General features: G+C 66.7%; 24 protein-coding genes. 16 read left to right on the top strand and 8 right to left on the bottom strand.

Going from position 1 to position 26,222, the window contains the following annotated elements; all coding sequences use genetic code 11:
* Positions 1-73 precede the first annotated feature (73 nt).
* Positions 74-433: a DUF1428 domain-containing protein gene (locus ACZK2G_RS01575; protein ID WP_005407745.1), complete on the top strand. Its 360-nt coding sequence runs from the start codon at positions 74-76 to the stop codon at positions 431-433.
* 15 nt (positions 434-448) lie between these two features.
* Here the strand turns inward: ACZK2G_RS01575 and ACZK2G_RS01570 are convergent, their stop codons facing one another.
* Complete coding sequence (locus tag ACZK2G_RS01570; protein ID WP_046984115.1) at positions 449-1,135, bottom strand: hypothetical protein; 687 nt, start codon at positions 1,133-1,135, stop codon at positions 449-451.
* A gap of 107 nt (positions 1,136-1,242) precedes the next feature.
* Positions 1,243-2,151 carry a histone gene (locus tag ACZK2G_RS01565; protein ID WP_136639132.1) on the bottom strand — a complete coding sequence of 303 codons (909 nt, stop codon included), beginning with the start codon at positions 2,149-2,151 and terminating at the stop codon, positions 1,243-1,245.
* Between the two features lie 491 nt (positions 2,152-2,642).
* On the opposite strand from ACZK2G_RS01565, the gene ACZK2G_RS01560 reads away from it, so the two are divergent.
* The 9 genes from ACZK2G_RS01560 (at position 2,643) to ACZK2G_RS01520 (ending at position 10,559) form a co-directional block, all read left to right on the top strand.
* Positions 2,643-4,076 carry a Do family serine endopeptidase gene (locus ACZK2G_RS01560; protein WP_012509800.1) on the top strand — a complete coding sequence of 478 codons (1,434 nt, stop codon included), beginning with the start codon at positions 2,643-2,645 and terminating at the stop codon, positions 4,074-4,076.
* 101 nt (positions 4,077-4,177) lie between these two features.
* Positions 4,178-4,543, top strand: a complete 366-nt coding sequence (locus ACZK2G_RS01555) for a hypothetical protein (protein WP_004137828.1) — start codon at positions 4,178-4,180, stop codon at positions 4,541-4,543.
* Positions 4,544-4,551: 8 nt separating this feature from the next.
* Positions 4,552-5,022 carry a phage holin family protein gene (locus tag ACZK2G_RS01550; protein WP_004137827.1) on the top strand — a complete coding sequence of 157 codons (471 nt, stop codon included), beginning with the start codon at positions 4,552-4,554 and terminating at the stop codon, positions 5,020-5,022.
* Positions 5,019-5,480 (top strand): hypothetical protein, encoded by a 462-nt coding sequence (locus tag ACZK2G_RS01545; protein WP_046984572.1) that lies wholly within the window; start codon positions 5,019-5,021, stop codon positions 5,478-5,480. The genes ACZK2G_RS01550 and ACZK2G_RS01545 overlap by 4 nt, the downstream gene beginning before the upstream one ends.
* Before the next feature lie 67 nt (positions 5,481-5,547).
* The gene (locus ACZK2G_RS01540) at positions 5,548-6,657 is read left to right on the top strand and encodes an AI-2E family transporter (protein ID WP_012509798.1); all 1,110 of its coding nucleotides are present in this window, start codon (positions 5,548-5,550) and stop codon (positions 6,655-6,657) included.
* A gap of 31 nt (positions 6,658-6,688) precedes the next feature.
* Positions 6,689-7,408 (top strand): HAD family hydrolase, encoded by a 720-nt coding sequence (locus ACZK2G_RS01535; RefSeq protein ID WP_046984571.1) that lies wholly within the window; start codon positions 6,689-6,691, stop codon positions 7,406-7,408.
* A gap of 3 nt (positions 7,409-7,411) precedes the next feature.
* Entirely contained in the window at positions 7,412-8,779 is a 1,368-nt protein-coding gene (locus tag ACZK2G_RS01530) for a leucyl aminopeptidase family protein (RefSeq protein ID WP_478474485.1), read from the top strand.
* Between the two features lie 143 nt (positions 8,780-8,922).
* Positions 8,923-10,026 carry a catalase family peroxidase gene (locus ACZK2G_RS01525; protein ID WP_478474483.1) on the top strand — a complete coding sequence of 368 codons (1,104 nt, stop codon included), beginning with the start codon at positions 8,923-8,925 and terminating at the stop codon, positions 10,024-10,026.
* Complete coding sequence (locus ACZK2G_RS01520) at positions 10,023-10,559, top strand: cytochrome b (RefSeq protein WP_478474482.1); 537 nt, start codon at positions 10,023-10,025, stop codon at positions 10,557-10,559. The genes ACZK2G_RS01525 and ACZK2G_RS01520 overlap by 4 nt, the downstream gene beginning before the upstream one ends.
* A 571-nt stretch (positions 10,560-11,130) precedes the next feature.
* On the opposite strand, the gene ACZK2G_RS01515 is transcribed toward ACZK2G_RS01520, so the two are convergent.
* Genes ACZK2G_RS01515 through ACZK2G_RS01500 form a run of 4 tightly spaced genes read right to left on the bottom strand, consistent with a single transcriptional unit; the run spans position 11,131 to position 14,620 of the window.
* The gene (locus ACZK2G_RS01515) at positions 11,131-11,733 is read right to left on the bottom strand and encodes a response regulator transcription factor (protein ID WP_005407733.1); all 603 of its coding nucleotides are present in this window, start codon (positions 11,731-11,733) and stop codon (positions 11,131-11,133) included.
* Positions 11,730-12,944, bottom strand: a complete 1,215-nt coding sequence (locus ACZK2G_RS01510) for a sensor histidine kinase (protein ID WP_136639128.1) — start codon at positions 12,942-12,944, stop codon at positions 11,730-11,732. Before ACZK2G_RS01510 ends, ACZK2G_RS01515 begins: the two co-directional genes overlap by 4 nt.
* A gap of 6 nt (positions 12,945-12,950) precedes the next feature.
* A complete protein-coding gene (locus ACZK2G_RS01505; RefSeq protein ID WP_136639127.1) occupies positions 12,951-13,727 on the bottom strand; it encodes an ABC transporter permease in 777 nt (258 codons plus the stop codon).
* Positions 13,724-14,620, bottom strand: coding sequence for an ABC transporter ATP-binding protein (locus ACZK2G_RS01500; protein ID WP_478474480.1), 897 nt, complete (start codon positions 14,618-14,620; stop codon positions 13,724-13,726). Before ACZK2G_RS01500 ends, ACZK2G_RS01505 begins: the two co-directional genes overlap by 4 nt.
* Positions 14,621-14,822: 202 nt before the next feature.
* On the opposite strand from ACZK2G_RS01500, the gene ACZK2G_RS01495 reads away from it, so the two are divergent.
* The 5 genes from ACZK2G_RS01495 to ACZK2G_RS01475 all read left to right on the top strand — a co-directional run bounded on the left by ACZK2G_RS01495 (position 14,823) and on the right by ACZK2G_RS01475 (position 22,571).
* Entirely contained in the window at positions 14,823-16,076 is a 1,254-nt protein-coding gene (locus ACZK2G_RS01495) for an efflux RND transporter periplasmic adaptor subunit (RefSeq protein ID WP_430767055.1), read from the top strand.
* A gap of 101 nt (positions 16,077-16,177) precedes the next feature.
* Entirely contained in the window at positions 16,178-16,867 is a 690-nt protein-coding gene (locus ACZK2G_RS01490; protein WP_046984563.1) for an ABC transporter ATP-binding protein, read from the top strand.
* A 14-nt stretch (positions 16,868-16,881) separates the two neighbouring features.
* A complete protein-coding gene (locus ACZK2G_RS01485; RefSeq protein ID WP_046984562.1) occupies positions 16,882-18,039 on the top strand; it encodes an ABC transporter permease in 1,158 nt (385 codons plus the stop codon).
* 13 nt (positions 18,040-18,052) lie between these two features.
* Positions 18,053-19,375 (top strand): ABC transporter permease, encoded by a 1,323-nt coding sequence (locus ACZK2G_RS01480; RefSeq protein ID WP_478474477.1) that lies wholly within the window; start codon positions 18,053-18,055, stop codon positions 19,373-19,375.
* 370 nt (positions 19,376-19,745) lie between these two features.
* Positions 19,746-22,571 (top strand): TonB-dependent receptor, encoded by a 2,826-nt coding sequence (locus tag ACZK2G_RS01475; protein WP_478474476.1) that lies wholly within the window; start codon positions 19,746-19,748, stop codon positions 22,569-22,571.
* A gap of 158 nt (positions 22,572-22,729) precedes the next feature.
* On the opposite strand, the gene rarD is transcribed toward ACZK2G_RS01475, so the two are convergent.
* Positions 22,730-23,626: an EamA family transporter RarD gene (gene rarD, locus ACZK2G_RS01470; protein WP_478474475.1), complete on the bottom strand. Its 897-nt coding sequence runs from the start codon at positions 23,624-23,626 to the stop codon at positions 22,730-22,732.
* Positions 23,623-24,528 (bottom strand): drug/metabolite exporter YedA, encoded by a 906-nt coding sequence (gene yedA, locus ACZK2G_RS01465; protein ID WP_337302920.1) that lies wholly within the window; start codon positions 24,526-24,528, stop codon positions 23,623-23,625. The genes rarD and yedA overlap by 4 nt, the downstream gene beginning before the upstream one ends.
* A 312-nt stretch (positions 24,529-24,840) precedes the next feature.
* On the opposite strand from yedA, the gene ACZK2G_RS01460 reads away from it, so the two are divergent.
* Positions 24,841-26,175 (top strand): MFS transporter, encoded by a 1,335-nt coding sequence (locus ACZK2G_RS01460; protein ID WP_004137399.1) that lies wholly within the window; start codon positions 24,841-24,843, stop codon positions 26,173-26,175.
* The last annotated feature ends 47 nt before the right edge of the window (positions 26,176-26,222 follow it).

Here is a 26,222-nt window from a genome sequence, read left to right as displayed (position 1 = left end):
GTCGATCCACGACGCACTGGTTCGTCGGGTACTTGAAGGCCGTGCATGCGGCACGGTCCATCCGGAGGCAGCAATGAGCTACATCGATGGTTTCGTCCTGGCGGTGCCCACCGCCAACAAAGAGAAGTTCCTCGCTCATGCACGCACAGGGGATCCCGTTTTCATCGAATACGGCGCGCTGCGCGTGGTCGAGTGCTGGGGCGATGACGTGCCGCACGGCAAGACCACCGACTTCTTCGGCGCGGTGAAAGCCACGCCAGACGAGACGGTGGTGTTTTCCTGGATCGAATGGCCGGACAAGCCGACCCGCGACGCCGGCATGAAGAAGATGATGGAAGACCCGCGGTTTGATCCGGCGACGAATCCGATGCCGTTCGACGGCGCGCGGATGATCTACGGCGGCTTCGTGCCGATCTACGAACTAACGCGCTGAACCGGGCGGACGTGCTCAGCGCGCGTCCGTTTCATCGCTGGCAGAGGCATGGCCGGCGCCCAGTGCGGCGCCGGCGCCCAGACCCACGCCCCCCATGCCGGCGCCCATTCCGCCCCCACCGCTGCCGCCTCCAGTGCGGCCGCCCTTCGCATCACCATCGGTGCGGCCCTTGCCACTGGCACCGCCCGGGCGGGTCGGGCCCTGCGGCGGAATCTGCAGATCGGCCGGGATCGGCGCCAGGTCCAGCGCTTCGCGCACGAAGTCGCGCAGTGAAACCACCAGATCGTGGGTGTGCACCAGTCGTCCCTGCGCCAACTCGTTGGCCGCACGCGCGGCCAGCCGTACCTGCTCATCGGTGCCCAGCAGCAGGATGTCCGACAGCGCCGCTTCTACGGCGTCGCGGATGCGGCGCGCGCGATCCGAGCGGGGTTCGGCGATGCCTTCGGCATCTTCGCGTTGGCGCAGGTCGCGGCGGTGGCTGGGATCGACACCCAGTTCACCGGTGAACGAGCCGCCCAGGGTCTTGTAGGCGGCCATCAGCGTGCGCAGGCGCTCGTTGATCTGCCGGTTCTCGCGCTCGCGCCGCTGCTGCAGGGTCTGCATCACCAGCAGGCGGATGCCCACGCCCAGCAGAGTGATCAGGACCAGGCCGGCCAGGGTGGACAGCACGCCCTGCCAGGAGCTGAAGTCGATACCGCGCATGCTCGGGGCTCCGGCGGGAAGAACCTGCATCTTGCCCCATCCCGTGTCCCAGAAACGCGAAAGGCCCCACCACCCGGTAGGTGGCAGGGCCTTCGGTACCCGCGCGATTACTTGCGCTTGGCGACCTTGCGCACGGCCTTCTTGGCCGGAGCCTTCTTCGCCGGAGCCTTCTTGGCAGCAACCTTCTTCAGCGGCGCAGCCTTCTTGGCGACAGTCTTGCGGGTGGCGGCAACCTTCTTGCCAACCGCCTTCTTGGCGACGGCGGTCTTCTTGCCGACGACCTTCTTGGCGGCAGCGGTCTTCTTGCCGACGACCTTCTTGGCAACGGCGGCCTTCTTGCCGACAACCTTCTTGGCAGCAGCGGTCTTCTTGGTGGCGACCTTCTTGGCGACAGCAGCCTTCTTGCCGACAACCTTCTTGGCAGCCACGACCTTCTTGCCGGCGACCTTCTTGGCAGCGACGGTCTTCTTGGCCACAGCCTTCTTGGCGGTGGCGACCTTCTTGCCGACAACCTTCTTGGCGGCCTTGGTCTTCTTGGCAACAGCCTTCTTCGCGACGGCAGCCTTCTTGGTGGCGGCCTTCTTCACGGTAGCGACCTTCTTGCCGGCAGCCTTGGTGGCGGCCTTGGTGGTCTTCTTGGCAGCAGCGGCCTTCTTGGCCACGGCCTTGCCTGCAGCTGCCTTCTTCTTGGCCACTTCCTTCTTCAGGGCAGCGGCTTCGGCCTTGGCGTTCTTCTTGGCGGCTTCCAGCTTCTTCTTGGCGTTGGCAACGGTCTTGCCGACCGACTTGGCAGCCTTCTCGGCCTTCTTGGCAACGGTCTTCTCGACCTTGGCCACAGCCTTCTTGGCCTTGGCAACGCGGGTACCGGCAGCCTTGGTGGCGCGCTTGACGGTCTTCTTGACCGACTTCACGGCGTCTTCGGCGGCGTGGGCGATGGTCTCGCCAACGTTGGTGGCGGTTTCTTTGACGTTCTCGACGGCGTCGGTCACGACCGACACACCATTACCGTTGCTCATGTTGCCCTCCTGGGGGCCTTAAGTATCAAAACGGGGCGATGCTATACCGACATTGACGATCGTGGAACGGGGCACGCGCCAGCAATCGCATCTGCTGCGACGCTGATGGTGTAGCCCACCACCCTTGCCGGCGATACATGTGTGCAGGAAAACCCTTCTTTTCAGCACTGAGCCGCGCTGGCGAGGCTGCGGCGGGCGTTCGCTGCACGTGCTTGATCGAATGCAGGCGAAGGAGCGCTTTATGGCGCATCGCGGCACCCGGTTGCGCCGAACTGCGCAAGTATCGGCCTGTATCTGCAATGCATCCGATGTCGCACGAACGCGCACCAGGCACCTCCACTGATGACGCCACCACCCCGAAGCGGGCGGCAGTGGCCCCGCTTTCCGGCGTTCCGTTTTCATGGCGCATTTATCCAGATCGCGACACACTCATTCAGCTTGTTTTACCGTAGAGCCAAACGGCCCCCACCCACGCCAGCGAACCGACTCCCATGCGACCGCTTCCCACCCTGCTCACGCTCGCAATCGCCGCCGCCTTCGGTGGCTTCGTTGCCACCGGCCTCAATGCGCACCTGGACAACCGAGCCGATGCAGCGCCGCTGCCGGCGGTGCTGCCCACCGCCGCCGCGCTGCCAGCTTCGGTGGCCGGGCAGGCGGTGCCGTCACTGGCACCGATGCTGGAGAAAGCGATGCCGGCCGTGGTCAGCGTCAATACCAAGCAGGTCGTGCGGGTGCGCAACCCGTTCTTCAACGACCCGTTCTTCCGCCGTCTGTTCCCGGACATTCCGCAGGAGCGCATCAATGAATCGCTCGGCTCGGGCGTGATCATCGATGCCAAGGAAGGCCTGGTACTGACCAACCACCATGTCATCGACAACGCCGATGACGTGCAGGTGACACTGGCCGACGGGCGCACGGTCAAGGCCGAGTTCCTCGGCTCGGACCGCGATACCGACATCGCGCTGATCCGTATCCCGGCGCAGAACCTGACCGACATCAAGCTCGGCAACAGCGACCAGTTGCGCGTGGGCGACTTCGTGGTGGCCATCGGCAACCCGTTCGGCTTCAGCCAGACGGTCACCTCCGGCATCGTCTCGGCGGTGGGCCGCAGCGGCATCCGCGGGCTGGGCTACCAGAACTTCATCCAGACCGATGCGTCGATCAACCCGGGTAATTCCGGTGGCGCACTGGTCGACCTGCAGGGCCAGCTGGTCGGCATCAATACCGCCAGCTTCAACCCGCAGGGCAGCATGGCCGGCAACATCGGCCTGGGCCTGGCGATCCCCTCCAACCTGGCGCGCAGCGTGGTCGACCAGCTGGTCAAGCACGGCGTAGTGGTGCGCGGCACCCTGGGCGTGGAGAGCCAGAACCTGACCGCACAGATAGCGCAGGGCCTGGGCCTGGGCGAAACCCGTGGCGCACTGGTCACGCGCGTACTGGCCGGATCGGCCGCGGCCGCTGCGGGCCTGAAACCGGGCGACGTCGTGGTGTCGGCCAACGGGCAGCGCGTGGACAGCGCCGAGGCGCTGCACAACGTGGAAGGCCTGGCCACAGTGGGCAGCCCGCTGACGCTGGACGTGCGTCGCGAAGGCAAGCCGCTGCAGATCAAGGCGATATTGAAGGAACAGGCACGCGCGGTCACCGGCGACAGCCTGGACCCGCGCCTGGGCGGTGCCACCTTCGTCGACCTGCCCGAATCGCTGCGCCAGTCCGGCGCTGGCGGCGTGCTGGTCAGCGAGGTCAAGCGCGGCAGCCGCGCCGCCAGCAACGGGCTGCAGCAGGGCGACATCATCACTGATGCAACGGTAGGTGAATTCGCCGACCTGGCCAGCTGGCGCGCCAATTTCCAGCAGCGCCCCCCCACCCTGGTGCTGCGCGTGCTGCGCAACAATGGCCAGCAGCAGGGCCAGCTCGTGATGCGCTGATCGCCCAGCCGTAACACCCCCTATACCCCGGCAATGCTATTGCTGTCAGTCCAGGTCGGCGCCGCCGTCCCCCGTTCCCCCATCGCAACAGGAGTGATTCGATGAGCCCCACCAATACCGAGAACCTGAAGGACCACCTGGGTGAAGCCGGTTCCCACCTGAAGCAGGCCGCCAGCGCTGCCGGCGGTGCGATCAAGGGCGCAACCGGTGCAGCAACCGACGAACTGCGCATCGGCAAGGCCAACGTCAAGGCAGAGTTGTCCGACAGCGCGCTGTCCGGCCTGGCCGCCGCCGAATTCGGTGGAGCCGCAGCCAAGGAACAGGTCGACGCACTGATGGACAAGGGCAAGGACCTGATCGACAGCGCCGCTGAACTGATCCGCGAACGTCCGTTGGCTTCGTTCGGTGTCGCCTTCGCAGCCGGCTGGATCATCGCCAAGCTGGCCCGCGGCAGCAGCGACAAGTAAGCCGCAGCGTGAGCGAAGAGAACGCGCAAGCGCCTGATCCGGCGGCTACCCCGCCGCTGGATGAGAGCATCCGCCAGGTCGGCGCGGCCGGTCGTGCCGCCGCCGATTCTGCCAAGCACACGGTACGCTCCCTGCGCCGGTTGGCCTCTGCCGACTTCGCGCTGGCGCGTAGTGCATTCGGTCGCGCGCTGGCCTGGGCCGGCGTGGCGATCGTGTTTGGAGCCTCGGCCTGGCTGCTGATGGCCGCCACGCTCATCGCCCTGCTGCAGAGCTGGGGCCTGAGCTGGCTGCAGGCCCTGTTGATCACCTCGCTGCTGAGCCTGGCCGTTACCGGCTATGCGATCTGGCGGGTGTCCTACTTCTTCCACCACACCGGCATGCACGCCACCCGGCGCCAGTTGTCGCGCCTGGGCCTGTTCGATGAGCCCAGCGAGGACGACCCTGATGCCGGGGTACAGCTGCCGGAGGGCAAGCCATGAAATTCGGCGCGCTGCAGCGGCGGGTAAAGCGCTGCGAACAGGTGGTGACCGTGCGCATGGGCGAGACCCAGGACCACTGGGGCACGCTCAGCCAGGTCTGGCGCCAGGGCTGGTCGCCTCTGCGCATCGTCGTGGTGGGCCTGGCCGGTGGCTTCATCGCCGGCAAGCTGGAAGTGCCGGGCAAGGTCAACGGCGCACGCTGGCTGCAGATGGTGGGGTCGGTGTCGAACCTGTTCGCCAGCGCGCAGGCTGCATTCGCTACGGCGATGGCAGCGCAGGCCGCAGCCACCGCCGACGATGCGGCTGAAGAAGCCGACGATGCCAGCGAACATGCACAGGCGGCAGCATCAGCGGCGGGCACACGACCGGCACCAGCACCACAACCGCAGGCAGCGCCGGAACCGGAACTGCGCGAACCGCGTCCGGCCGAAGCGGCGACCGAGCTGTCCGAACGTTGATTCACGGGATCCGCCGCGCCGATCGCGGCCGGCGGATAATGCGCTCCCCTTTCCGGTTGATGCGTCGATGAGCGAGTCCCTCCTGTCCCCGTCACCGGCTGGCCCGGAAGCGCCCGAGGCGCCACTGCCGCCGCCATCGCGCCCGCGCGGGCCGATGTCGCTGGTGGTGCTGGCCGCGCTGGCGGTGGGCTATACGCTGTGGGCCGCACAGGACATCATCCTGCCGGTGCTGCTTGCGATGTTCTTCGCGCTGGTCGGCAACCCGATCCTGCGCCTGCTGCAGAAGCTGTGGATCCCACGTGCGCTGGGCGCGCTGCTGATCCTCGGTGCCGGCCTCGGCGTGACCGGTTCGCTGGCCGTGCAGCTGATCGGCCCGGCGATGGAATGGGCGCAGGAAGCCCCGCAACAGCTGCGCAAGGTGGCCCGCCAGGTGCAGGACCTGACCAAGCCGGTGCAGCAGGCCAACCAGGCCGCGGAGAACTTTGCACGCGTCGCTGGCGGCGACAGCAACCGCAAGGTGCAGGTGATCCGCACCCAGCTGGACGACCCGTACCGCATGCTGACCCGTGCGCCGCGTCTGGCCGCCTCGGTGCTGGCAGTGGTGTTGCTGACCCTGTTCTTCATGATCTACGGGCAGAGCCTGCAGCGCGCGGCGATCGCCCTGTTCCCGAACCGCCAGCAGCAACGCTTCACCAGCGACATCCTGCGGTCGATCGAGCGCGAGGTGTCGCGCTACGTGCTGACCATCAGCGTGATCAACACCCTGGTCGGACTGGTGTTCGCCGGCGTACTGATGCTGCTGGGCATCAGCCTGCAGGAAGCGCTGCTGTGGGGCACGGTGGCCGCCCTGCTGAATTTCGCACCGTATGTAGGCCCCTTGATCGGCGTGGCACTGATGCTGCTGATGGGCTTCGTCGAGTTCCGCGACCCGCTGCAGGCCCTGCTGCCCGCAGCCGCCTACCTGGGCCTGCACACCCTGGAAGGACAGATGGTGACCCCGATCGTGCTGGGACGGCGCATGAAGCTGTCGCCGCTGGTACTGATCCTGGCGCTGATGCTGTTCGGCTGGGCCTGGGGCATGATCGGCCTGCTGCTGGCAGTACCGCTGCTGGTCTGCATCAAGCTGGTGCTGGCACGGCTGGACGGCATGCAGGGATGGGCGCGCCTGCTGGAATGAAAGCCCGCGCTGGCGGGGGTAGAATGGCAGGGTGAATTTCCCTGTCCAAGCCATCACCCTCGACCTCGACGACACGCTCTGGCCGTTCGCCCCGATCGGCGCCCGCATCGACCTGGTCCTGCACGAGTGGATGCGTGAACACAGCCCCGCCACTGCCGAGATGTATCCGCTGGCGGCGATGCGCGAACTGCGCGAGCGCTCGTTCCGAGACAATCCACACCTTCACCATGACCTGAGCGCGCTGCGCCGGCTGACGCTGCAGGAGGCCCTGCAGAACAGCGGTGCCAGCCTGGAATTGCTCGAACCGGCCTACGAGGCGTTCTACGCCGCGCGCAACCAGGTCGAGTGCTATCCCGATGCGATCGATGCACTGGCGCGGATTGCCGCGCGGGTACCGGTCGCAGCGCTGAGCAACGGCAATGCCGATCTGGAGCGGATCGGCCTGGCCCATCATTTCGCCTTCCAGCTGGGTGCGCGCGAACACGGCGCGGCCAAGCCCGAAGCGAGCATCTTCCACGCCGCCTGCACCCGCCTGGGTGTGGCGCCGGCACAGGTGCTGCATGTCGGCGACCACGCCGAGATGGACGTGGCCGGGGCGATCGCCGCCGGCCTGCGCGGCTGCTGGATCAACCGCGAAGCCGCCACCTGGACCCATCCGCAACTGCAGCCGGACCTGCAGTTCGACACCCTCACCGGCCTGGCCGACTGGTTGGATGACAACCTCGATGCCGCCGCACCCCGGAGTACCTGACGCATGAGCGAGATCACTGGTTTCACCGCCGAAACCGCCGCAGCACTGCCACTGCATGTGCTGGGCCGCGAGCAGTTCGCGGCATGGAAGGACGGCCAGCCAGCCGCTATCCAGGCCTGGCTGGCATCGCAGGGCTTCAATGCCGGCGCACACAGCGTGGCCCTGCTGCCGGGTGCCGACGGCCTGGCCGGTGCGGTGATCGGCGTTGGTGACCGCGCCGATGCCTACAGCTATGCGCATGCCCCGCACGCCCTGCCGGAAGGCAGCGTGTGGCAGCTGGCGACTGAACTGCCGGCCGAGGAGCAGGCACTGCTGCAGCTGGGCTGGGGCCTGGGCAGCTATCGCTTCGACCGCTACCGCAAGCGTAACCGCGCCCCGGCTCAGCTGGTGGCTGCACCTTCCGGTGAAGTGGCCGATCTGATCGCCGCCAGCCTGCGCGTGCGTGACTGGGTCAACACCCCGACCGAAGACATGGGCCCGCAGCAGCTGGAAGACGCAGCGCGCACCCTGGCTCAGGCACATGGCGCCCAGGTCGAGGCGATCACCGGCGATGAACTGCTGAAGCAGAACTTCCCGGCCATCCATGCCGTCGGCCGCGCCTCGCACCGCGCGCCGCGCCTGGTGGTGCTGCGCTGGGGCAAGGAAACCGATCCTGCACTGGTGCTGGTCGGCAAGGGTGTGTGCTTCGATACCGGCGGCCTGGACATCAAGCCGGCCGACGGCATGCGCAACATGAAGAAGGACATGGGCGGTGCTGCACACGCACTGGCCCTGGCCGGCCTGGTCATGGCTCGCGGGCTTCCGGTGCACCTGACCCTGCTGGTGCCGGCGGTGGAGAATGCGATCGGCCCGGATGCGTTCCGCCCGGGCGAAGTCATCTCCACCCGCAAGGGCCTGAGCGTGGAGATCGATAACACCGACGCCGAAGGCCGCGTGATCCTGTGTGATGCGCTGACCTTCGCCAGCGAACAGAAACCGGACCTGGTGCTGGACTTCGCCACCCTCACCGGCGCTGCGCGCATCGCGCTGGGCCCTGATCTGCCGGCGCTCTTCAGCAATGACGACAGCGTGGCCCAGCAGTGGCTGCAGGCCGGCGACGCCACCCGCGACCCGGTCTGGCGCATGCCTTTGTGGCGCCCGTACCTGCGCTATCTGAGCAGCGGTATCGCCGACCTGGCCAACGCCGGTTCGCGCATGGCCGGCTCGGTCACCGCTGCGCTGTACCTGGAACGCTTCCTGGAAGACGGCCAGCGCTGGGCGCATCTGGACGTGTACGCCTGGAACGACGGCGAACGCCCGGGCCGGCCGGCCGGTGGTGAAGCACTGGCGCTGCGCTCGGCGTGGGCGATGCTGAAGGCGCGTTACGCCTGATGGAGGCGCCGGGCATGGCCCGGCGCAACCTGCCCTGATGCAGCGGGTAAATCTGACGAAAAATTGAATTCCGGCCCCGGCCGGGTTCTGCGAGGATGTGTGGGTCGACCACCCACACGCTCCGTGAAGGCAGGACACCGACCATGTCGCTCTTCCGCTACACCCGCGCCGGCCAGACACCGGGCGCACCGCGCAAGCACTCGCCGCTGCTCTGGATCGCACTGATCGCGTTGATTCTGGGGGCGGTCGCGTTGACCTTCGCCTGGTTGGCCGGCTGGGTTGGCAACCGCCTGACCGCGCAGCGCTTCACCGACACCATCGAAGCTACCGGCCCGGCCCATCCCGGCTTCCGCCGTGCGCACAGCAAGGGCATCTGCGTGAGCGGCTGGTTCGAGCCCAGTGCGCAGGCGCCGACGCTGTCCAGCGCACGGGTGTTTTCACAGCAGAAGGTACCCGTGATGGGCCGCCTGTCGATCGGCGGTGGCGACCCCTACGGCGCGGACAACACCGCACGCGTGCGCAGCCTCGCTGTGCAGATGGTCAGCGACGACGGCCAGGAATGGCGGATGGCGATGAACAGCTTCCCGTTCTTCGCCGTACCCAACGCCGAGGCGTTCTACGAGCAGACGCGCGCCTCCATCCCCGACCCCACCACCGGCAAGCCCGACCCGCAGAAGATGGCCGCGGTGCTTGCGAAGTACCCCAGTGCGCAGGCGTTCCAGCAGTGGGCCAAGACGGCGCCGTGGACCAGCAGCTGGGCCGACACCACCTTCAACAGCGTCAACAGCTTCTGGTTCACCAATGTGCAGGGTCATAAGCGCGCAGTGCGCTGGCGCTGGCAGCCGCAGGCACCGGTGGTGGAGATGGATGCGGACACGCGCAAGCAGGCCAGCGTCGACTTCCTCAGCCAGGAACTGCAGCAGCGCCTGGCCAGTGGCCCGGTGCGCTGGAACCTCGTCGTCACCACCGCCGAACCCGGCGATGCCATCGATGATCCGTCGGTGCCGTGGCCCGAGTCGCGTGAACAGGTTGTGGCCGGCGCACTTAGCCTGGACCGCCTGCAGTCGCAGGAAGAAGGCGCCTGCGGACAGATCAACTTCGATCCACTGATCCTGCCCAGTGGCGTGCGTGGCAGTGACGATCCGATCCTGGCCGCCCGCTCGGCCGTGTACTCGCAATCCTTCAACCGACGCGAACGCGAGCGCGCCAGCGGCAACGTCGAACAACCGAAGGAGGCCGCACGATGAGCACCGGCAACGGCCACTTCAACCTGCTGGCACGGGTGCTGCACTGGGCGATGGCATTGATGATCATCGCCATGCTGTTCATTGGCGTGACCATGGTCGCCTCGCTGCACCTGCGGCCGGTGCTGATCGACCTGCACCGCCCGTTGGGCATCGCCATCGGCGTACTGGTGCTGCTCCGCCTGTACAACCGGCTGCGCCATCGCCCACCGCCGTTGCCGACGGATCTTCCCGTATGGCAGGCGATGGCGGCCAAGGCCTCGCACTGGATGCTGTATGCGCTGATGCTGGCGATGCCACTGATCGGCTGGGCGATGCTGTCGGCCGGCGGTTACCCGATCGTGCTGTGGGGTGGCCTGCACCTGCCGCCGATCGTGCCGCATACCCCGGCGTTGTACGCCGCGTTGCGCAATGCGCACAGCCTTCTGGCGTATGTGTTGTTCGCCACGGTGCTGATGCATGTGGGTGCAGCGCTGTTCCACCTGTGGGTGCGGCGGGATGGCGTGTTCCAGGCGATGGCACGCGGGAAGGACTGATCGTGTTCGCCGGGTGTTCCCGGCGGATCGTTTCCGCGACCGCGGAGGGGTGTCACTTTCTTTGCGCGCAAAGAAAGTAACCAAAGAAACGCTCCGCCGGCCGCGAGCCGGCGTGCTTCGCACGCCGGTGCCCTGCGCTCCTCGGTCCGTCGAGGGACGGTGCGGGAACTCGCTGCGCTCAGACACCCGCACCTCTTCGCCCTCGCCGGACCTGCGGTGCTCGGCTCGCTTGAAGGCGGACTGGAAGGTCAACGGCAACGGCATCCACGCATGGCGTGGATCTACTGGGTGCAGCTGTCGCTCTTGATGTTGGGTCCGCCTTGAGCGAGCCGAGCATCGCAGGGGAATCAGGGGCGAAGAGGCGCCGGTGTTTGAGCGTAGCGAGTTCGGCGCCGTCCCCTGATTCACCGAGAAGCACAGGGCACCGGTGCGCAGCACCGGCTCGTGGCTGGCGGCGCGTTTCTTTTGGTTACTTTTCTTTTCGCGCGAAAAGAAAAGTGACACCCCTCCGCAGTCGCGGAAATGATTCGCCGGGCATGGCCCGGCGCTACCGATGCGTTGGGGCGCCCCCCTACAACCACCCCTTCTGCCGCGCCAGCCGGTACGCTTCGATCCGATTGGCCACGCCCAGTTTGCCGATGCACTCGGACAGGTAATTGCGCACCGTGCCGTGCGACAGCCCCAACTGCTCGGCGATCTCGCTGGCGGTACGGCCCTCGCCCGCCAACCGCAGCACACGGCGTTCGCGGTCGGTCAGTGGATCGGCCTGCGACCAGGCGTCCAGCGCCAGCTGCGGGTCGATCGCGCGGATGCCCTGCTTCACCTTGCGCAGTGCATCGGCCAGGTTTTCGGCCGGTGCGTCCTTCAGCAGGTAGCCCAGCACGCCAGCTTCCAGCGCGCGGCGCAGGAAACCGGCACGGGCGAAAGTGGTCACGATCACCACCTTGATCGGCAGTTCGTGGCGGGCGATGCGTTGCGCCAGCTCCAGCCCGCTCAGGCCCGGCATCTCGATGTCGGTGACCAGGATGTCCGGCTGCAGCTGCTGCAGCATGCGCCAGGCGGCCTCGCCATCGGCGGCACTGCCCAGCACTTCAATGTCCGGTTCCAGGCCGAGCAGCGCCGACAGTGCGCCGCGCACCATCGCCTGGTCTTCGGCCAGCAGGATGCGGATCATGCCGCGCCCCCCTGTGCCAACGATGCCGACGACAGGGGCATGGTGGCGGCCACCAGGGGCACGCGCACGGTCAGCAGCGTACCTTCGCCGCGCGGCGACTGCAGGGTCAGCTGTCCCCCGAGCGCCGCCGCCCGTTCACGCATGCCACTCAATCCATTGCCCTCGGCCTGCACGCCGCCGCGGCCGTCATCGCGTATCTGCATCGCCAACTGTCGGTCCTCAAGCATGAAATCCACCTGCACCCGGGTCGCCTGTGCATGGCGCACGATGTTGGTGGCGGCCTCGCGCAACACCAGCGCCAGCCCGCGCTCCACCTCCACCGGCATCGCTGGCGGTGCCGTGTACTGCAGGTGCACCTGCTGGCATTCCAACAGCAGCCGCGCCGATGCCAGTTCGCCGGCCAGATCGCTGGCACGGATGCCGGTCACCGCACTGCGTACCTGTGCCAGCGCTTCGCGGGCGATGGCCTCGGCTTCACCGATCTCCTGCCGTGCACGCGCGTCATCGCGGTCGTACAGCTTGCGCGCCAGTTCCAGCTTCAGCGTGATCAGCGACAGCGTGTGGCCCAGCAGATCGTGCAGGTCGCGGCCGATACGCTCGCGCTCGGCGGTGGTCGCCAACCGTCGCACCTCGTCCTGGGACAGCTGCAGGGCCACGTCGCGCTGATGGCTCAAGGCCTCCACGTTCACCACCAGGCCGACAATGAACGACACCGCCGGCATCCACACCATGGCCTGCCACGGATAGCCGAAGTACAGCGCGGTGCTGCAGAACAGAAGATTCAGTCCGGTCAACTGCAGCAGGTATACCCACCAGCCGCCGCGGCTGCTCATACGGATCATCACGCAGCCGAACACGAAGTAGCTCAACCCCGACGGATACCATGGCAGCAGTACCAGGGCCATCACGATCATGCCCAGCGCGTAGCGCCAAGCGTGGTGCCGTGGCGCCAGCATCACCTTGGCATAGAGCAGCAGGAACAACGGATAGCTGGCCAGGGTCAGCAGCAGCCAGCGCAGCGTGAAGCCGTTCCCGAGCACCGGGGTGAGGAAGATCCAGACAGACCACAGCAGGTGGATTGCGCCGCTCCAGGGCGACTTGCCACGCCGCAGCAGTTCGGCCACCGCCGAATCCGGTGCAGGGCGCAGCAGGGACGCAAGCCAGCTCGACGACACGGGAGGATCCAGGCGGGGACGATCGCTGCCGATCATGCCAGTTCAGCCGATCCGGCGCAGGCGCCGGCGCGCCAGCAGCAACGCGACCACGGTCACCACCAGCAGCACCAGCAGGTGGCCGGCGAGGTTGCCCACCGCCGGCAGCCCGACCACCGGCAACGCCAGCTGCGCCAGGTGCCAGGTCGGCCACAGCGGTGCCATCGTCGAGAACAGCTGAGGCAGTGCCGACAGCGGCAACCACAGGCCCGACAGCAAGGCCAGCGGCAGATAAACCAGATTGACCATCGCCGGCGCCGCACTGGCACTGACATGGCTGCCGATCAGCAGACCGATCGCTCCGAGCGGCAGTGCTGCCAGACCCGCCACCGCCAGCAGCTGCACCATCTGCAACGCCTGCAGCTGCACGCCACCGAGCACACGCGCCACGCCTATCAGCAGCAACGCCACCAGCAGCGCGAACATCACCGCCATCGCCAGCCGTGCCAGCAGCGGTGCCGCCGCCGGCATCGGCAGCGCGCGCTTGAGGGTCAGCAGGCCGCCTTCGCGATCCAGCGCCAGCTGCACGCCGAAGCCGAACAGCGCTGGAGCCATCGCACCGAACACGCAGTAGGTCGCCAGCAGGTACAGCGGCGCATGCCCGCGCCCGAGCAGCACGCCGAACAGTAGATAGAACAGCACCGGAAACAGCAGCGAGGGCACCGCGAACGCCGGCGTGCGCCAGGCCCGGCGCAGTTCGGCCAGCAGTTCGGCGCGGTACGGGCGCAGGGCCTGGCGCCATGCAGGCAGCGGCAACCTGGCGGTGCGGACAAGGGTGTTCATACGGCCTCCCGGGTCATGTCGAGGAAGGCGTCGGCCAGCGCCGCGCCCTGTACTTCCAGCTCGCGCAGCTGCGCGTCGGCGGCCAGCAGACGCGCCACCACCGGCTCGGCCGGGCTCGCCAGCATCTGCAGATGCTCACCGTCGCGCTGCACCTGCTGCACGCCCGGCCATTGCCGTACGTCCTCAATGGGCAACCCACTGCGGCAACGGATGCGGCGCGGGCGGTCGGCCAGGCGCAGCTCGCTCAGCGGCGCGTCGGCCAGTACCCGGCCCTGCTCCAGCACCACCACCTGTTGCGCCAGCGCTTCGGCTTCCTCCAGGTAATGGGTGGTCAGCAGCACACCACAGCCTTCGGCCACCAGCTGCCGGATCGCCTGCCACATCGCCTGCCGCGCCTGGATGTCCAGGCCGGTGGTGGGCTCGTCCAGGAACAGTACGCGTGGCCGCCCACACAGCGCGATGGCGAACTGCACGCAGCGCTGCTGGCCGCCGGACAGCTGGCCGTAGCGGCGGCGCGCGAGCGCCTGCAGGCCGGCGCGCTGCAGTACCTCCTGCAGCGGCATCGGGTCGGGGTAGCAGGCACTGGCCTGTGCCACCAGTTCGTCCACCTGCAGCATCGGCGGCAGGCTGGTGCTCTGCAGCATCACGCCCAGGCCGAGACGGCTGGTCCGCTGCTGCGGGTCGCCGCCAAGCAGTTCGACCTGCCCGCCATCGGCGCGGCGCAGGCCCAACAACACGCTGATCGCGGTACTCTTGCCGGCACCGTTGCGGCCCAGCAGCGCCAGCACCTGGCCAGCGCGTACCTGCAGGTCGATGCCATGCAGGGCGGTATGGTCGCGGTAACGCACCTGCACCTGCTGCAGGCGGGCCAGCGACGGGGCGATCGGATCCATGGGCGGTACCGGTAGCGGGGACGTTGCCATCCTGTGCCGCCGTGGTCACATTTCGCAGTTGCCGCCGTCAATGACATCGGATGACAGCTGTCACTGCCATCGCCGATGCACCTGCCTTCATGCTGTGCCGCACGCTCCACCGCCGGAACCGCCGCTGCCTGCCCTTCCGGTCACACCCGCCCGAACGCCTGTGATGGAACGAATGAACGCTTCTGCCGAGCTGTTGAAGGAACTCCGTATCGACCGCAAATCGCCGCCGCCCGCCTCCGGTGGTGGCAGCAATGGCGGTGGCCGCCGCTGGCTGTGGATCGCGATCATCGTGATCGTGCTGCTGCTGGCCGCTGCTGCCTTCGCCCTGTTCGGGCGTACGCCGGTGTTGGACGTGGAAACCGCCCCCGCGGTGGCCATCCAGCAGGGCAACGCCAGCAGTTCGGTGCTCGACGCCAGCGGTTATGTAGTTGCGCGGCGCATGGCCACCGTTTCGGCCAAGATCACCGGCAAGGTTCGCGAGGTGATGATCGAGGAAGGCATGCGCGTGGAGCAGGGCCAGATCATGGCCACGCTGGACCCGATCGATGCCGACGCGCAGCGCAGCCTGTATGCCTCGCAGTTGCAGGCCGCACGCAGCCAGGTGGCCGGGCTGGAGGCACAGCAGAAGCAGGCCGCCGCTGAGGCCAGCCGCCTGCAGGCGCTGGTCGGCCAGCAGCTGGTATCACGCTCACAGTACGACCAGGCGGTGGCCCAGCGCGACAGCCTGCGGGCACAGCTGGACACCGCACAGCGCAACGTCAAGGTGGCCAACGACCAGCTGGCCATCGCCGACCTTGGCGTGGACAACAACATCGTGCGCGCGCCGTTCTCCGGCGTGGTCACCGCCAAGGCTGCGCAGCCAGGCGAGATCGTCTCGCCGCTGTCGGCCGGTGGTGGCTTCACCCGTACCGGCATCGGCACCATCGTCGACATGGAATCGCTGGAGATCGAAGTCGAGGTCGGCGAAGCCTTCATCGGCCGCGTGCAGCCGAAGATGCCGGTGGAAGCCACGCTCAACGCCTATCCGGAATGGAAGATTCCGGGTGAGGTGATCGCCATCATCCCCACCGCCGACCGCGGCAAGGCCACGGTGAAGGTACGCGTGGCGCTGAAGGTGAAGGACCCGCGCATCGTGCCGGAGATGGGCGTGCGGGTCAGCTTCCTGGAACAGGCACAGCCGCAGGCGGCCGCCAAGCCGCAAGGCGTGCGCGTGCCAGGTGGCGCCGTGGTCCAGCGCGAGGGTGCCTCGGTGGCCTTCGTGCTGGGTGACGAGAGCCGCGTGCAGCAGCGCACGGTCGAGGCTGGTCAGGCGATGGGCAAGGATCGCCAGATCCTCAAGGGCGTGAGCGCGGGTGAATCGGTCGTGGTGAACCCGCCGGACACCCTGCGCGACGGCGCCAAGGTGCAACAGAAACAAGCGCAGTAACGGCCTGACGCCCACGGGCGCCGCCGGCAGCACCGCTCGACGCACGCCTGCGGCCACCGCAGGTGCGCTTCCTGTTTCCCGCCTTCAGTGGAGAACCACCCATGTCGACCCTGGTTTCATTGCGCAACATCACCAAGACCTACCAGCGTGGCCCCGAAGAGGTGCAGGTGCTGCACGGCATCGACCTGGATATCGCCAGCGGCGATTTCGTCGCGCTGATGGGCCCGTCCGGTTCCGGCAAGACCACCCTGCTCAACCTGATCGGCGGCCTGGACAACCCCAGCGGCGGCGAGATCAGCATCGAAGGCGAGCGCATCGACCAGATGAGCGGCGGCCAGCTGTCGACGTGGCGCAGCCACCATGTCGGCTTCGTGTTCCAGTTCTACAACCTGATGCCGATGCTGACCGCGCAGAAGAACGTGGAACTGCCGTTGCTGCTGACCCACCTCAGCGCGGCGCAGCGCAAGCGCAATGCCGAGATCGCGCTGACCCTGGTCGGCCTGGCCGACCGCCGCAGCCATCGCCCCAACGAACTGTCCGGCGGCCAGCAGCAGCGCGTGGCGATCGCCCGCGCGATCGTCTCCGACCCGACCTTCCTGATCTGCGACGAACCTACCGGCGATCTTGACCGCCAGTCCGCCGAAGAGATCCTGGGCCTGCTGCAGCAGCTCAACCGCGAACACGGCAAGACCATCATCATGGTCACCCATGACCCGAAGGCTGCCGAGTACGCCACCCACACGGTGCACCTGGACAAGGGCGAGCTGGCCGACGCGCCGCTGGCCCACTGACGGAGGCCACAGCGATGAAATACTTCTCGTTGGTCTGGGCGCAGCTGTTCCGCAGCCGCACCCGCACCCTGTTGACCCTGCTGTCGGTGGTGGCCGCGTTCCTGCTGTTCGGCATGCTCGACTCGGTGCGCGTGGCGTTCTCGTCCGGTGGCAGCGTGGAAGGTGCCAACCGGTTGGTGGTGGCTTCGCGACTGTCGATCACCCAGTCGCTGCCGATCCGCCTGGAAACGCAGATCCGCCAGGTCAGCGGCGTGCGCGATGTCACCTACGGCATGTGGTTCGGCGGCATCTACCAGGACCCGAAGAACTTCTTCCCCAACTTCTCGGTGGCGCCCAACTACTTCGATGTCTACCGCGAGCTGCAGATCGACCCGGCGCAGCTGCAGGACTGGCAGCAGACCCGTACCGGCGCGATCGTCGGCGAGACGCTGGCCAAGCAGTTCGGCTGGAAGATCGGCGACACCATCCCGCTGCAGGCCACCATCTTCCCGCGTGGCGGCAGCAACGACTGGCCGCTGGAACTGAAGGGCATCTACCGCTCGAAGGATCGCGCACTGGCGGCCAATGAAGAACGCCAGTTGATGATGAACTGGAAGTACTTCGATGAGTCCAACGACTACATCAAGAACCAGGTGAGCTGGTACACGGTGACGCTGGACAACCCGGAGCAGTCGTCAAGGGTGGCGCAGGCCATCGATGCGATCTCGGCCAACTCCGACCACGAAACCAAGACCCAGACCGAATCGGCGTTCCAGCAGGCGTTCGTCAAGCAGTTCGCCGACATCGGCATGATCGTCACCTCGATCATGGGCGCGGTGTTCTTCACCCTGCTGCTGTTGACCGGCAACACCATGGCGCAGGCGGTGCGCGAGCGCGTGCCCGAACTCGCCACGCTGAAGACGCTGGGCTTCAAGGACAGTACCGTGCTGATGCTGGTGATGGTGGAGTCGGTGCTGCTGATCGGCCTCGGTGGCCTGATCGGCATGGGCCTGGCTGCACTGATCCTGCCGGCGATCGGGCCGAAGAGCATGGGCATGCTGCCGCCGCATGTACCGACACCGACCTGGCTGATGGGGCTGGGCCTGATCGTGGTGATCGGCATCATCGTCGGCCTGCTGCCGGCGCTGCGTGCCAAGCGCCTGAAGATCGTCGACGCACTGGCCGGCCGCTGAGGAGGACACCGACATGTTCAAGAGCAAACTCAAGAAGTGGCTGGGCAATGCGCTGACCGCGCTGTTGCTGGTGATCGGCCTGGTGCTGTGGATCGGCCTGCCGTGGATCGGCGTGTTGGCGGTCGCCGTGCTGGTGGCACTGTGGCTGCTGCTGACCCGTGGCGGGCGGCTGGCATTGGCGGCTACCCGCATCGGCGTAGCCAGCCTGCCGCAGCGCTGGGGCGCGTCCTCGGTGATCGTGGTCGGCATCGCCGGTGTGGTCGGCGTGCTGGTGGCGATGCTGGCGATGGGCGAAGGCTTCCAGGCCACGCTCAACAACACCGGCGATGACACCACCGCCATCGTGCTGCGCGGCGGCTCGCAGGCCGAAACCAACTCAGTCATCACCCGCGAACAGGTGCCGACGTTGTCCACCCTGCCCGGCATCAGCCGCGATGCCGAAGGTCGGCCGCTGCTGTCACCGGAGCTGTCGCAGGTGGTCAACCTGGTGTCGAAGTCCGATGGCACCGACGTCAACGCACAGTTCCGCGGCGTCGGCCCGCAGGCGTGGGCGGTGCATGACAAGGTAAAGATCGTCGAAGGCCGCACGTTCGCCACAGGCCTGCGCGAGATCGTGGTCGGCCAGGGCGCCAAGGGCCAGTTCCGCGATCTGGACGTTGGCAAGACGCTGACCCTGGGCAACCAGACCTGGACCGTGGTCGGTGTCTTCGCCACCGGCGATGCGCATGATTCGGAACTGTGGACCGACGCCGATACGTTGGCCACCACCTACCAGCGCAGTGCGTGGCAGTCGATCAGCGTGCGCACCGATGGAAAGGCCGGCTTCGAGCAGTTCAAGGCCGCCGTCGCCGCCGACCCCCGCCTGAAGCTGGATGTGGAAACCACGCGTACCTACTACAGCAAGCAGGGCGGCGGGCTGACCAAGCTGATCGACATCCTCGGCAAGGTGATCGGCACCATCATGGCGGTGGGTGCGGTGTTCGGCGCGCTCAATACCATGTACGCAGCGGTGGCCACGCGTGCGCGCGAGATCGCCACGATGCGGGCAATCGGCTTCCGCGGCCTGTCGGTGGTGACTGCAGTGATGCTGGAAACAATGCTGCTTGCACTGCTGGGTGGCCTGCTGGGCTGTGCGGTGGCGTGGCTGCTGTTCAATGGCTACAGCGTGTCCACCATCGGCAGCAACTTCAGCGCGGTGGTGTTCAAGTTCCATGTGTCGCCGGAACTGCTGTGGACGGGCCTGAAATGGGCGCTGGGCATCGGCCTGGTCGGCGGCCTGTTCCCGGCGCTGCGTGCGGCACGATTGCCGATCACCACGGCGCTGCGCGAAACCTGAGCATCACGCAGCGACAGACTGCGCATCGTGCAGAGGGACGGAGCGAAGGCTCCGTCCCTTTTTCTTTGGTGGGGTCAGATCCCTTCGCTACGCGAAGGGATCTGACCACGATCTGGGTGGTCGTCGCTACAGATTGCGTAGATACCGCCGCTACCGATGCCTCTGCCCGTCGCAAACGCAACGCGCGTGACGCTGCGCACAGTGAATCTGTGGATTGTTGGTTGCGATTCATTTTCGCGCACATTCGCGGCGCAGCGACAAACAGTTACGAATGGAAACAATCTAGAATCGCGCCCCCCACGTTGGTTTGCAGCACCCCACGCGCCCACAGAACGGGCGCATGTTTTTTCTGAAACACGAGATTTCACGGATGTCCCTGAGAACCAATCCGCTGCGCAACGCGATCGTCATCGCGCTGGCCGCCAGCTGCACCACCCCCGCCTTCGCACAGAGCACCGGCGACGCCACCACCACTCTCGACCGCATCGAAATCACCGGCTCGCGCATCCGCCAGGCCAGTGTCGAGACCGCACAGCCGGTGATCGCGCTCAACCGCGCCGAGATCGAGAAGAAGGGCTACGTCAACGTCGCCGACATCCTGCAGGATATTCCCGCCGCAGGTTCGCCGAGCATGGGCCGCGCGTCTTCGCTGACCTCCTCGCGCGACTTCGGCGGCATGTACGTCAGCCTGCGCAACCTCGGCCCGGAACGCAGCCTGGTGCTGATCGACGGCCGCCGCATGGGCGTCAGCGCCGGCGGTTACTCCGACCTGGCCTCGATCCCGTCGGCCATCGTCGAGCGCGTGGAAGTGCTGACCGACGGTGCATCCGCTCTGTATGGCTCGGACGCGGTCGCCGGCGTGGTCAACATCATCACCCGCAAGAACTTCGATGGTGGCGAAGCCAGCGTCTACGTCGGACAGTACGGCCAGGGTGACGGCCAGAAGCGTTCCTACAGCGCCACCTTCGGCAAGACCTTCGACCGCGGCTGGTTCACCGTGGGTGCCGAGCGCACCAAGGAAGACGAAGTGCTGGGCAAGGATCGCGAGTTCAGCCGCTATCCCAACGGCCCGCGCCACCCGACCGACAACTTGAACGGCAATACCCCGTGGGGCTACGTCACCGTCGGTGGCAAGAACCTGACCGTGGGCCCGGGCGGCGATCCGAGCCAGAAGGGCAACTTCCACGCGCCGGATCCGGCCGATGGTGCCAACAGCAAGACCAACATGAGCCTGCTGACCGGCCTGGAGCGCACCTCGGTGTTCGCCAACGGTGGCTTCTCGATCACCGACGACCTGCGCATCGTCGCCGACGCGCTGTACAGCAAGCGCGAATCGACCAAGCAGCTGGCCGGCTACCCGTACTCGGTCAGCGCCGCCCAGGCGCGTAACGGCAGCCGTGCCGCCCTGTCCAAGGACAGTACGTTCAACCTGTGGGGCCAGGATGTGCTGTTCGCGCACCGCTCCGAGGAGCTGCCGCGCGGCACCGAGAACAATCTGGAGACCAAGCGCGCCAGCATCGGCCTGGAAGGCAGCTTCGAAACCGGTTCGCGGTACTGGGACTGGAACGTCAGCTACATGTACAACCGCAATGAAGGCGAGCGCATCGGTACCGGCAGCATGTACCAGCCGCACGTCAACCAGGCCGTCGGTCCGTCCTTCATGGACGGCAACGTGGCCCGCTGCGGCGCACCGGGTGCGGTGATCGCCGACTGCGTGCCGTGGAACCCGGCTGCGCCGATGGGTTACACCGGCCCCGGCTCGCTGAGCAACCAGGACGTGCAGGACTACCTGTTCGCGCGCTTCGTCGACAAGATGAAGAGCACCACCAAGGTGGCCAGCGCCAACATCTCCGGTTCGCTGTTCACCCTGCCGGCCGGCGACATCATGGGCGCGATGGGCTTCGAGCACCGCAGCGAAGAGGCCAGCTACACCCCGGACATGCGGGTACAGAAGGGCGAGATCGCCGGCACCACCGGCCAGCCGACCCGTGGCGACTACTCGCTCAACGAGGTCTACCTGGAGCTGCAGGTGCCGCTGCTGACCGATCTGCCGTTCGCGCGCGAACTGTCGCTGGACGTGGCCGGTCGCTACTCGGATTACAACAACTTCGGTTCGACCACCAACAGCAAGTTCGGCCTGAAGTGGAAGCCGATCGACAGCCTGCTGGTGCGCGCCACCTACGGTACCGGCTTCCGTGCGCCGACCGTGGATGACCTGTACGCTGGCACCGTCAGCACCCGCGATTCGTTCACCGATCCGTGCGATACCTCGTTCGGTACCGCTGCGACCAGCCCGACCGTTGCCGCCCGTTGCCAGGCGCTGAAGGTGCCGGCCAACTTCCGCCAGCTCAACAGCGATGGCACTGTTGCCACCAAGCCGGGCCAGCAGTCGACCGTCGACTTCAACTCCGGTTCCAACGCAGAGCTGAAGCCGGAAACCGCCAAGACCTGGACCGTGGGCCTGGTGTACAGCCCGGACTTCGTCGCCGGCCTGGATGTCAGCCTCGACTGGTGGAAGATCCGCATCAACAACGCCATTGTCTCCGAGACCGCCAACAGCATTCTCGAACAGTGCTACGTGCAGGGTTCGGATGCCGCGTGCGGCCGCTTCACCCGCGGCAGCAACGGCCAGGTCAACAGCCTGGACCGCTCGCTGGTCAATGCGGGTTTCCGCGAAACCGCCGGCTATGACATCAATGTGCGTTACCGCCTGCCGGAAACCACGTTCGGCCAGTTCGCCGTCAACTGGAACACCACCTACACCGACTACCTGAAGCAGCGCAACGACAACGCCGCGACCACGCCGGTGGAACAGCGCACCAGCTGGGGCGGCGAGTTCCGTGTCCGCTCGACCTTCAACCTGGATTGGCAGTACGGCGACTTCGGCATCGGCTGGACCGCGCGCTACTACTCCAGCATGAAGGAGAAGTGCTCGTACATGGACGAGTGCAACCTGCCGGGCTTCAGCTCGTCGTACACCAGCGCATCGCCGACCAACAAGGTGGGCTCCAACACCTTCCACGACCTGCAGGTGCGTTACAACCTGCCGTGGGACGGCACCGTGTCGCTGGGCGTGAACAACGTGTTCAACCACCAGGGTCCGATCATGTACAGCCAGCCGAACAGCAGCTTCACCTACTACGGTGGCTTCGACATCGGCCGCTTCATGTACATGAAGTACCAGCAGCGCTTCTAAGCCTGCAACCGCGTTCCCGCCACAGCCATCTCTCTCCTGGCTGTGGATGGAAGCAGAGCGGCGCCCTTCGGGGCGCCGCTCTTTTTTGGGGAGCGGGTTCGGATCCCTTCGCCCGCGAAGGGCTCTGGCCCCATGGCTTCGCCGGGCATGGCCCGGCGCTACCGCTTGGCGCGCATCGTGCGGATGTTGTCGCCGACAAACAGGATCAGGCCAGCCCAGATCGCGGCAAAGCCGATCGCCTTGGCGGTATCGAACGCTTCGTGGAAGAAGAACACGCCCAGCAGCAGCTGCAGGCTCGGCGCGATGTACTGCAGGATGCCGACCAGCGACAGCGGAATGCGCTTCACGCCGTAGGCGAAACCGATCAGCGGTACCGCAGTGATCGCGCCGCCGAAGATCAGCAGCAGGTCGTTGCGCCAGCCCCAGCCGTGGAAGAACTCGCCACCATGGCCGTTCTCTGCCCAGACCGCAAAGGCCAGCGCCGGCAGGAACAGGTACAGGCTTTCCACGCCCAGGCCGGCCACCGGATCGACCGAGACCAGCTTGCGCAACAGGCCATACAGGCCGAACGAACAGGCCAGGCCCAGCGCGATCCACGGCGGCGTGCCGGCATCGATGGTCAGCCAGGCCACACCCACCGCCGCCATTGCCACCGCCACCCACTGCAGTCGGCGCAGCCGCTCCTTCAGCACCAGTACGCCCAGCAGCACGTTCACCAGCGGATTGATGAAGTAGCCCAGGCTGGTCTCGATGACGTGGCCGGCATTGATCGCCCAGATGTACAGGCCCCAGTTGAAGGCAATGGTCAGGCTCGACACCAGCAGGATCGGCAGCGCGCGCGGCTGCGCAGCGATCTTCTTCCACCAGTCCAGGCGCGAGCTGAGCAGCAGCCAGCCCAGCACCATCACGGTGCTCCAGATGATGCGGTGGGCGATGATCTGGAACGAGGGCACCTCGTTGAGCAGGTGCCAGTACACCGGCACCAGCCCCCAGATCACGAAGGTGGAGGCAGTGACCAGCAGGCCACGGCGTTGTTCTTTCTCGTCCATGCTCATTTCTTTCGCGTCCTCGCCATCGTCAACACCACCACACCCAGAAGAATCACCGCCATGGCGAGGAAGTCCCGCCATCCAAAGCGTTCACCATTCAATGCGGCGCCCAGCAGCACCGCGATCACGGGATTGACGTATGCATAGCTGCCCGCCAGTGCCGGGCGCACGTTCTGCAGCAGCCACACGTAGGCAGTGAAGGCGACGATGGACCCGAACACGCACAGGTAGGCCATCGCCAGCAGGCCGCCGGTGTCGGGCAGCGTGGTCGGGCGCTCGCCAACCGCCAGGCCGATCAGCACCAGCAGCACGCCGCCGCAGAGCATCTGACCGGCGGCGGTCATGAACGGGCCCGGCAGGTCCAGCCCGCGCGCCCACACCGAGCCGAACGCCCAGCCGATCGGCGCAATCAGCAGCAGCACCAGCCCGGTGGGCGAAGCGGTCAGGCTGCTGCCGGCATTGAGCCAGACCACGCCGACGAAGCCGACGGCGATACCCAGCCATTCACCCTTGCTGGCGTGCTGGCCGCGCAGCGCCGAGAACAGCGCCATCCACAATGGCACCGAGGCCACCGCCGTGGCGGCCAGGCCCGAAGACACCTCGCGTTCGGCCAGTACCACCATGCCGTTACCCAGCACCAGCATGGTCATGCCCATGATGACCAGGTTGCGCCACTGCCGCAGAGTCGGGTTCGGCATCTTCCAGAACAGGCGCAGGGCCAGGAACATCAGGCCACCGGCAATGATGAAGCGGCTGCCGGAGACCATCGTCAGCGGCAGCGCGCCGCCGTGCAGGGCTTTGGCGATGCCCAGGTAGGTCGACCCCCAGACCACGTAGACCAGCAGCAGCGCCAACGCGACAAGGCCACCCCGGGGGGCAGCCGCAGACGGAACAGGGGGAGCCGACATGACGCACCAGAGGGGCCGGGGGAACGCGGATTCTAGGACGTTCGGCCGGCTGAAATAACCCCGGTTTTCAACACACTGCAACTCGGATGGGCGATCTTCCCGGGTGCCGGACGCGAAAGGGCGTACGACGATTTAGCTATAGGCCCGTCTGGCGCCCGCTGTCACCCTGTCCGGTCCCATTCCCCGCCCGCTCGTTCGGCACCCGGCGTTGACGTGGGATGCATTACCTAGGAGGCTGGCCGCAAGCGCCCCGCGCGCGGCTGGCACCGATCTTTCCCGCACGGAAGCGCCGCATCGAGGATTCCCACCCGGATGAGCACCACGTCCCATTCCGCTGTCCCCAGCACCGACGGCGCCGCGCTGCGGCGCTCCATCTCCAATACCCTCAAAGGCTCCGCCGGCAACCTGGTGGAGTGGTACGACGTCTACGTGTACTCGGTATTCGCCGTGTACTTCGAATCGCAGTTCTTCTCGCCGGATGACAAGAACTCCACCATGTACGTGTGGGCGATCTTCGCGGCAACGTTCCTGATGCGCCCGATCGGCGCCTGGTTCTTCGGCCGCTTCGCCGACCGCCATGGCCGTCGCCAGGCCCTGACCGTGTCGGTCACGCTGATGGCGGCCTGTTCGTTCCTCATCGCCATCACCCCCACCGCCGCCAGCATCGGTATCTGGGCGGCAGTGATCCTGCTGTTCGCGCGGTTGCTGCAGGGCTTCGCCACCGGCGGCGAGTACGGTGCCAGTGCCACCTACATGTCCGAAGCCGCCATCCCCGGCCGCCGTGGCTTCCTGTCCTCCTTCCACTACGTCACCCTGGTCGGTGGCCATGTGCTGGCCCAGCTGACCCTGCTGCTGATGCTGACCTTCTGGGGCAAGCCGGAAATCTCCGAATGGGGCTGGCGCATCGCCTTCGGCATCGGTGGCATCGCGGCGGTGGTGGTGTTCTGGCTGCGCCGTGGCATGGACGAGTCGCTGTCGGAGTCGTCCATCGAGGCGGCACGCGAGGGCAAGGCACAGAAGTCCGGCTCGATGTACGAGCTGTTCGTGCACCAGTGGCGGCCGCTGCTGCTGTGCTTCCTGATTACCGCCGGTGGCACCGTGGCCTTCTACACCTATTCGGTGAACGGCCCGAAGATGATCCAGAGTGCCTTCGCCGCCAATGATCCGATGACCGGCACCCTGATCAACCTGGGCGTGCTGGCCTTCCTGATGGTGCTGCAGCCGGTCGGTGGCTGGCTGTCGGACATCATCGGCCGCAAGACCCTGCTGGTGTTCTTCGGCGTCGGCGGCGTGCTGTACAGCTGGTACCTGATCACCCAGCTGCCGCACCAGCATGACGCCACCCTGGCATTCCTGACCCTCGCGCTGGGCTTCGTCATCCTCACCGGCTACACCTCCATCAACGCGGTGGTGAAGGCCGAACTGTTCCCCACCCACGTGCGTGCACTGGGTGTGGGCCTGGGCTATGCACTGGCCAACTCGCTGTTCGGCGGCACCGCCCCGCTGCTGTACCAGGGCGCGCTGAAGACCGGCCACGTGGACTGGTTCGCCATCTACGTCACCGCGACGATCGCGGTATCGTTGGTGGTCTATGTGTTCTTCCTCACCAACAAGGGCCCGAACTGGCTCGACGGCACCCGCAAGTAAGCGCGCCGTCATGATCGCGGCCACCGGTGCAATGCCGGTGGCCGCTG

The organism is Stenotrophomonas sp. 107298_Sma (assembly GCF_056480345.1).
The sequence above is the reverse complement of the archived record's forward strand: the minus strand, read 5'-3'. Positions and strand labels throughout refer to the sequence as shown.

Bases quoted from the DNA above. Each gene is read 5' to 3' on its own strand.
- ACZK2G_RS01575 (WP_005407745.1), top strand. From the start codon at position 74: ATGAGCTACATCGATGGTTTCGTCCTGGCGGTGCCCACCGCCAACAAA.
- ACZK2G_RS01570 (WP_046984115.1), bottom strand. From the start codon at position 1,135: ATGCGCGGTATCGACTTCAGCTCCTGGCAGGGCGTGCTGTCCACCCTG.
- ACZK2G_RS01565 (WP_136639132.1), bottom strand. From the start codon at position 2,151: ATGAGCAACGGTAATGGTGTGTCGGTCGTGACCGACGCCGTCGAGAAC.
- ACZK2G_RS01560 (WP_012509800.1), top strand. From the start codon at position 2,643: ATGCGACCGCTTCCCACCCTGCTCACGCTCGCAATCGCCGCCGCCTTC.
- ACZK2G_RS01555 (WP_004137828.1), top strand. From the start codon at position 4,178: ATGAGCCCCACCAATACCGAGAACCTGAAGGACCACCTGGGTGAAGCC.
- ACZK2G_RS01545 (WP_046984572.1), top strand. From the start codon at position 5,019: ATGAAATTCGGCGCGCTGCAGCGGCGGGTAAAGCGCTGCGAACAGGTG.
- ACZK2G_RS01540 (WP_012509798.1), top strand. From the start codon at position 5,548: ATGAGCGAGTCCCTCCTGTCCCCGTCACCGGCTGGCCCGGAAGCGCCC.
- ACZK2G_RS01530 (WP_478474485.1), top strand. From the start codon at position 7,412: ATGAGCGAGATCACTGGTTTCACCGCCGAAACCGCCGCAGCACTGCCA.
- ACZK2G_RS01525 (WP_478474483.1), top strand. From the start codon at position 8,923: ATGTCGCTCTTCCGCTACACCCGCGCCGGCCAGACACCGGGCGCACCG.
- ACZK2G_RS01520 (WP_478474482.1), top strand. From the start codon at position 10,023: ATGAGCACCGGCAACGGCCACTTCAACCTGCTGGCACGGGTGCTGCAC.
- ACZK2G_RS01515 (WP_005407733.1), bottom strand. From the start codon at position 11,733: ATGATCCGCATCCTGCTGGCCGAAGACCAGGCGATGGTGCGCGGCGCA.
- ACZK2G_RS01510 (WP_136639128.1), bottom strand. From the start codon at position 12,944: ATGATCGGCAGCGATCGTCCCCGCCTGGATCCTCCCGTGTCGTCGAGC.
- ACZK2G_RS01505 (WP_136639127.1), bottom strand. From the start codon at position 13,727: ATGAACACCCTTGTCCGCACCGCCAGGTTGCCGCTGCCTGCATGGCGC.
- ACZK2G_RS01500 (WP_478474480.1), bottom strand. From the start codon at position 14,620: ATGGATCCGATCGCCCCGTCGCTGGCCCGCCTGCAGCAGGTGCAGGTG.
- ACZK2G_RS01495 (WP_430767055.1), top strand. From the start codon at position 14,823: ATGAACGCTTCTGCCGAGCTGTTGAAGGAACTCCGTATCGACCGCAAA.
- ACZK2G_RS01490 (WP_046984563.1), top strand. From the start codon at position 16,178: ATGTCGACCCTGGTTTCATTGCGCAACATCACCAAGACCTACCAGCGT.
- ACZK2G_RS01485 (WP_046984562.1), top strand. From the start codon at position 16,882: ATGAAATACTTCTCGTTGGTCTGGGCGCAGCTGTTCCGCAGCCGCACC.
- ACZK2G_RS01480 (WP_478474477.1), top strand. From the start codon at position 18,053: ATGTTCAAGAGCAAACTCAAGAAGTGGCTGGGCAATGCGCTGACCGCG.
- ACZK2G_RS01475 (WP_478474476.1), top strand. From the start codon at position 19,746: ATGTCCCTGAGAACCAATCCGCTGCGCAACGCGATCGTCATCGCGCTG.
- rarD (WP_478474475.1), bottom strand. From the start codon at position 23,626: ATGAGCATGGACGAGAAAGAACAACGCCGTGGCCTGCTGGTCACTGCC.
- yedA (WP_337302920.1), bottom strand. From the start codon at position 24,528: ATGTCGGCTCCCCCTGTTCCGTCTGCGGCTGCCCCCCGGGGTGGCCTT.
- ACZK2G_RS01460 (WP_004137399.1), top strand. From the start codon at position 24,841: ATGAGCACCACGTCCCATTCCGCTGTCCCCAGCACCGACGGCGCCGCG.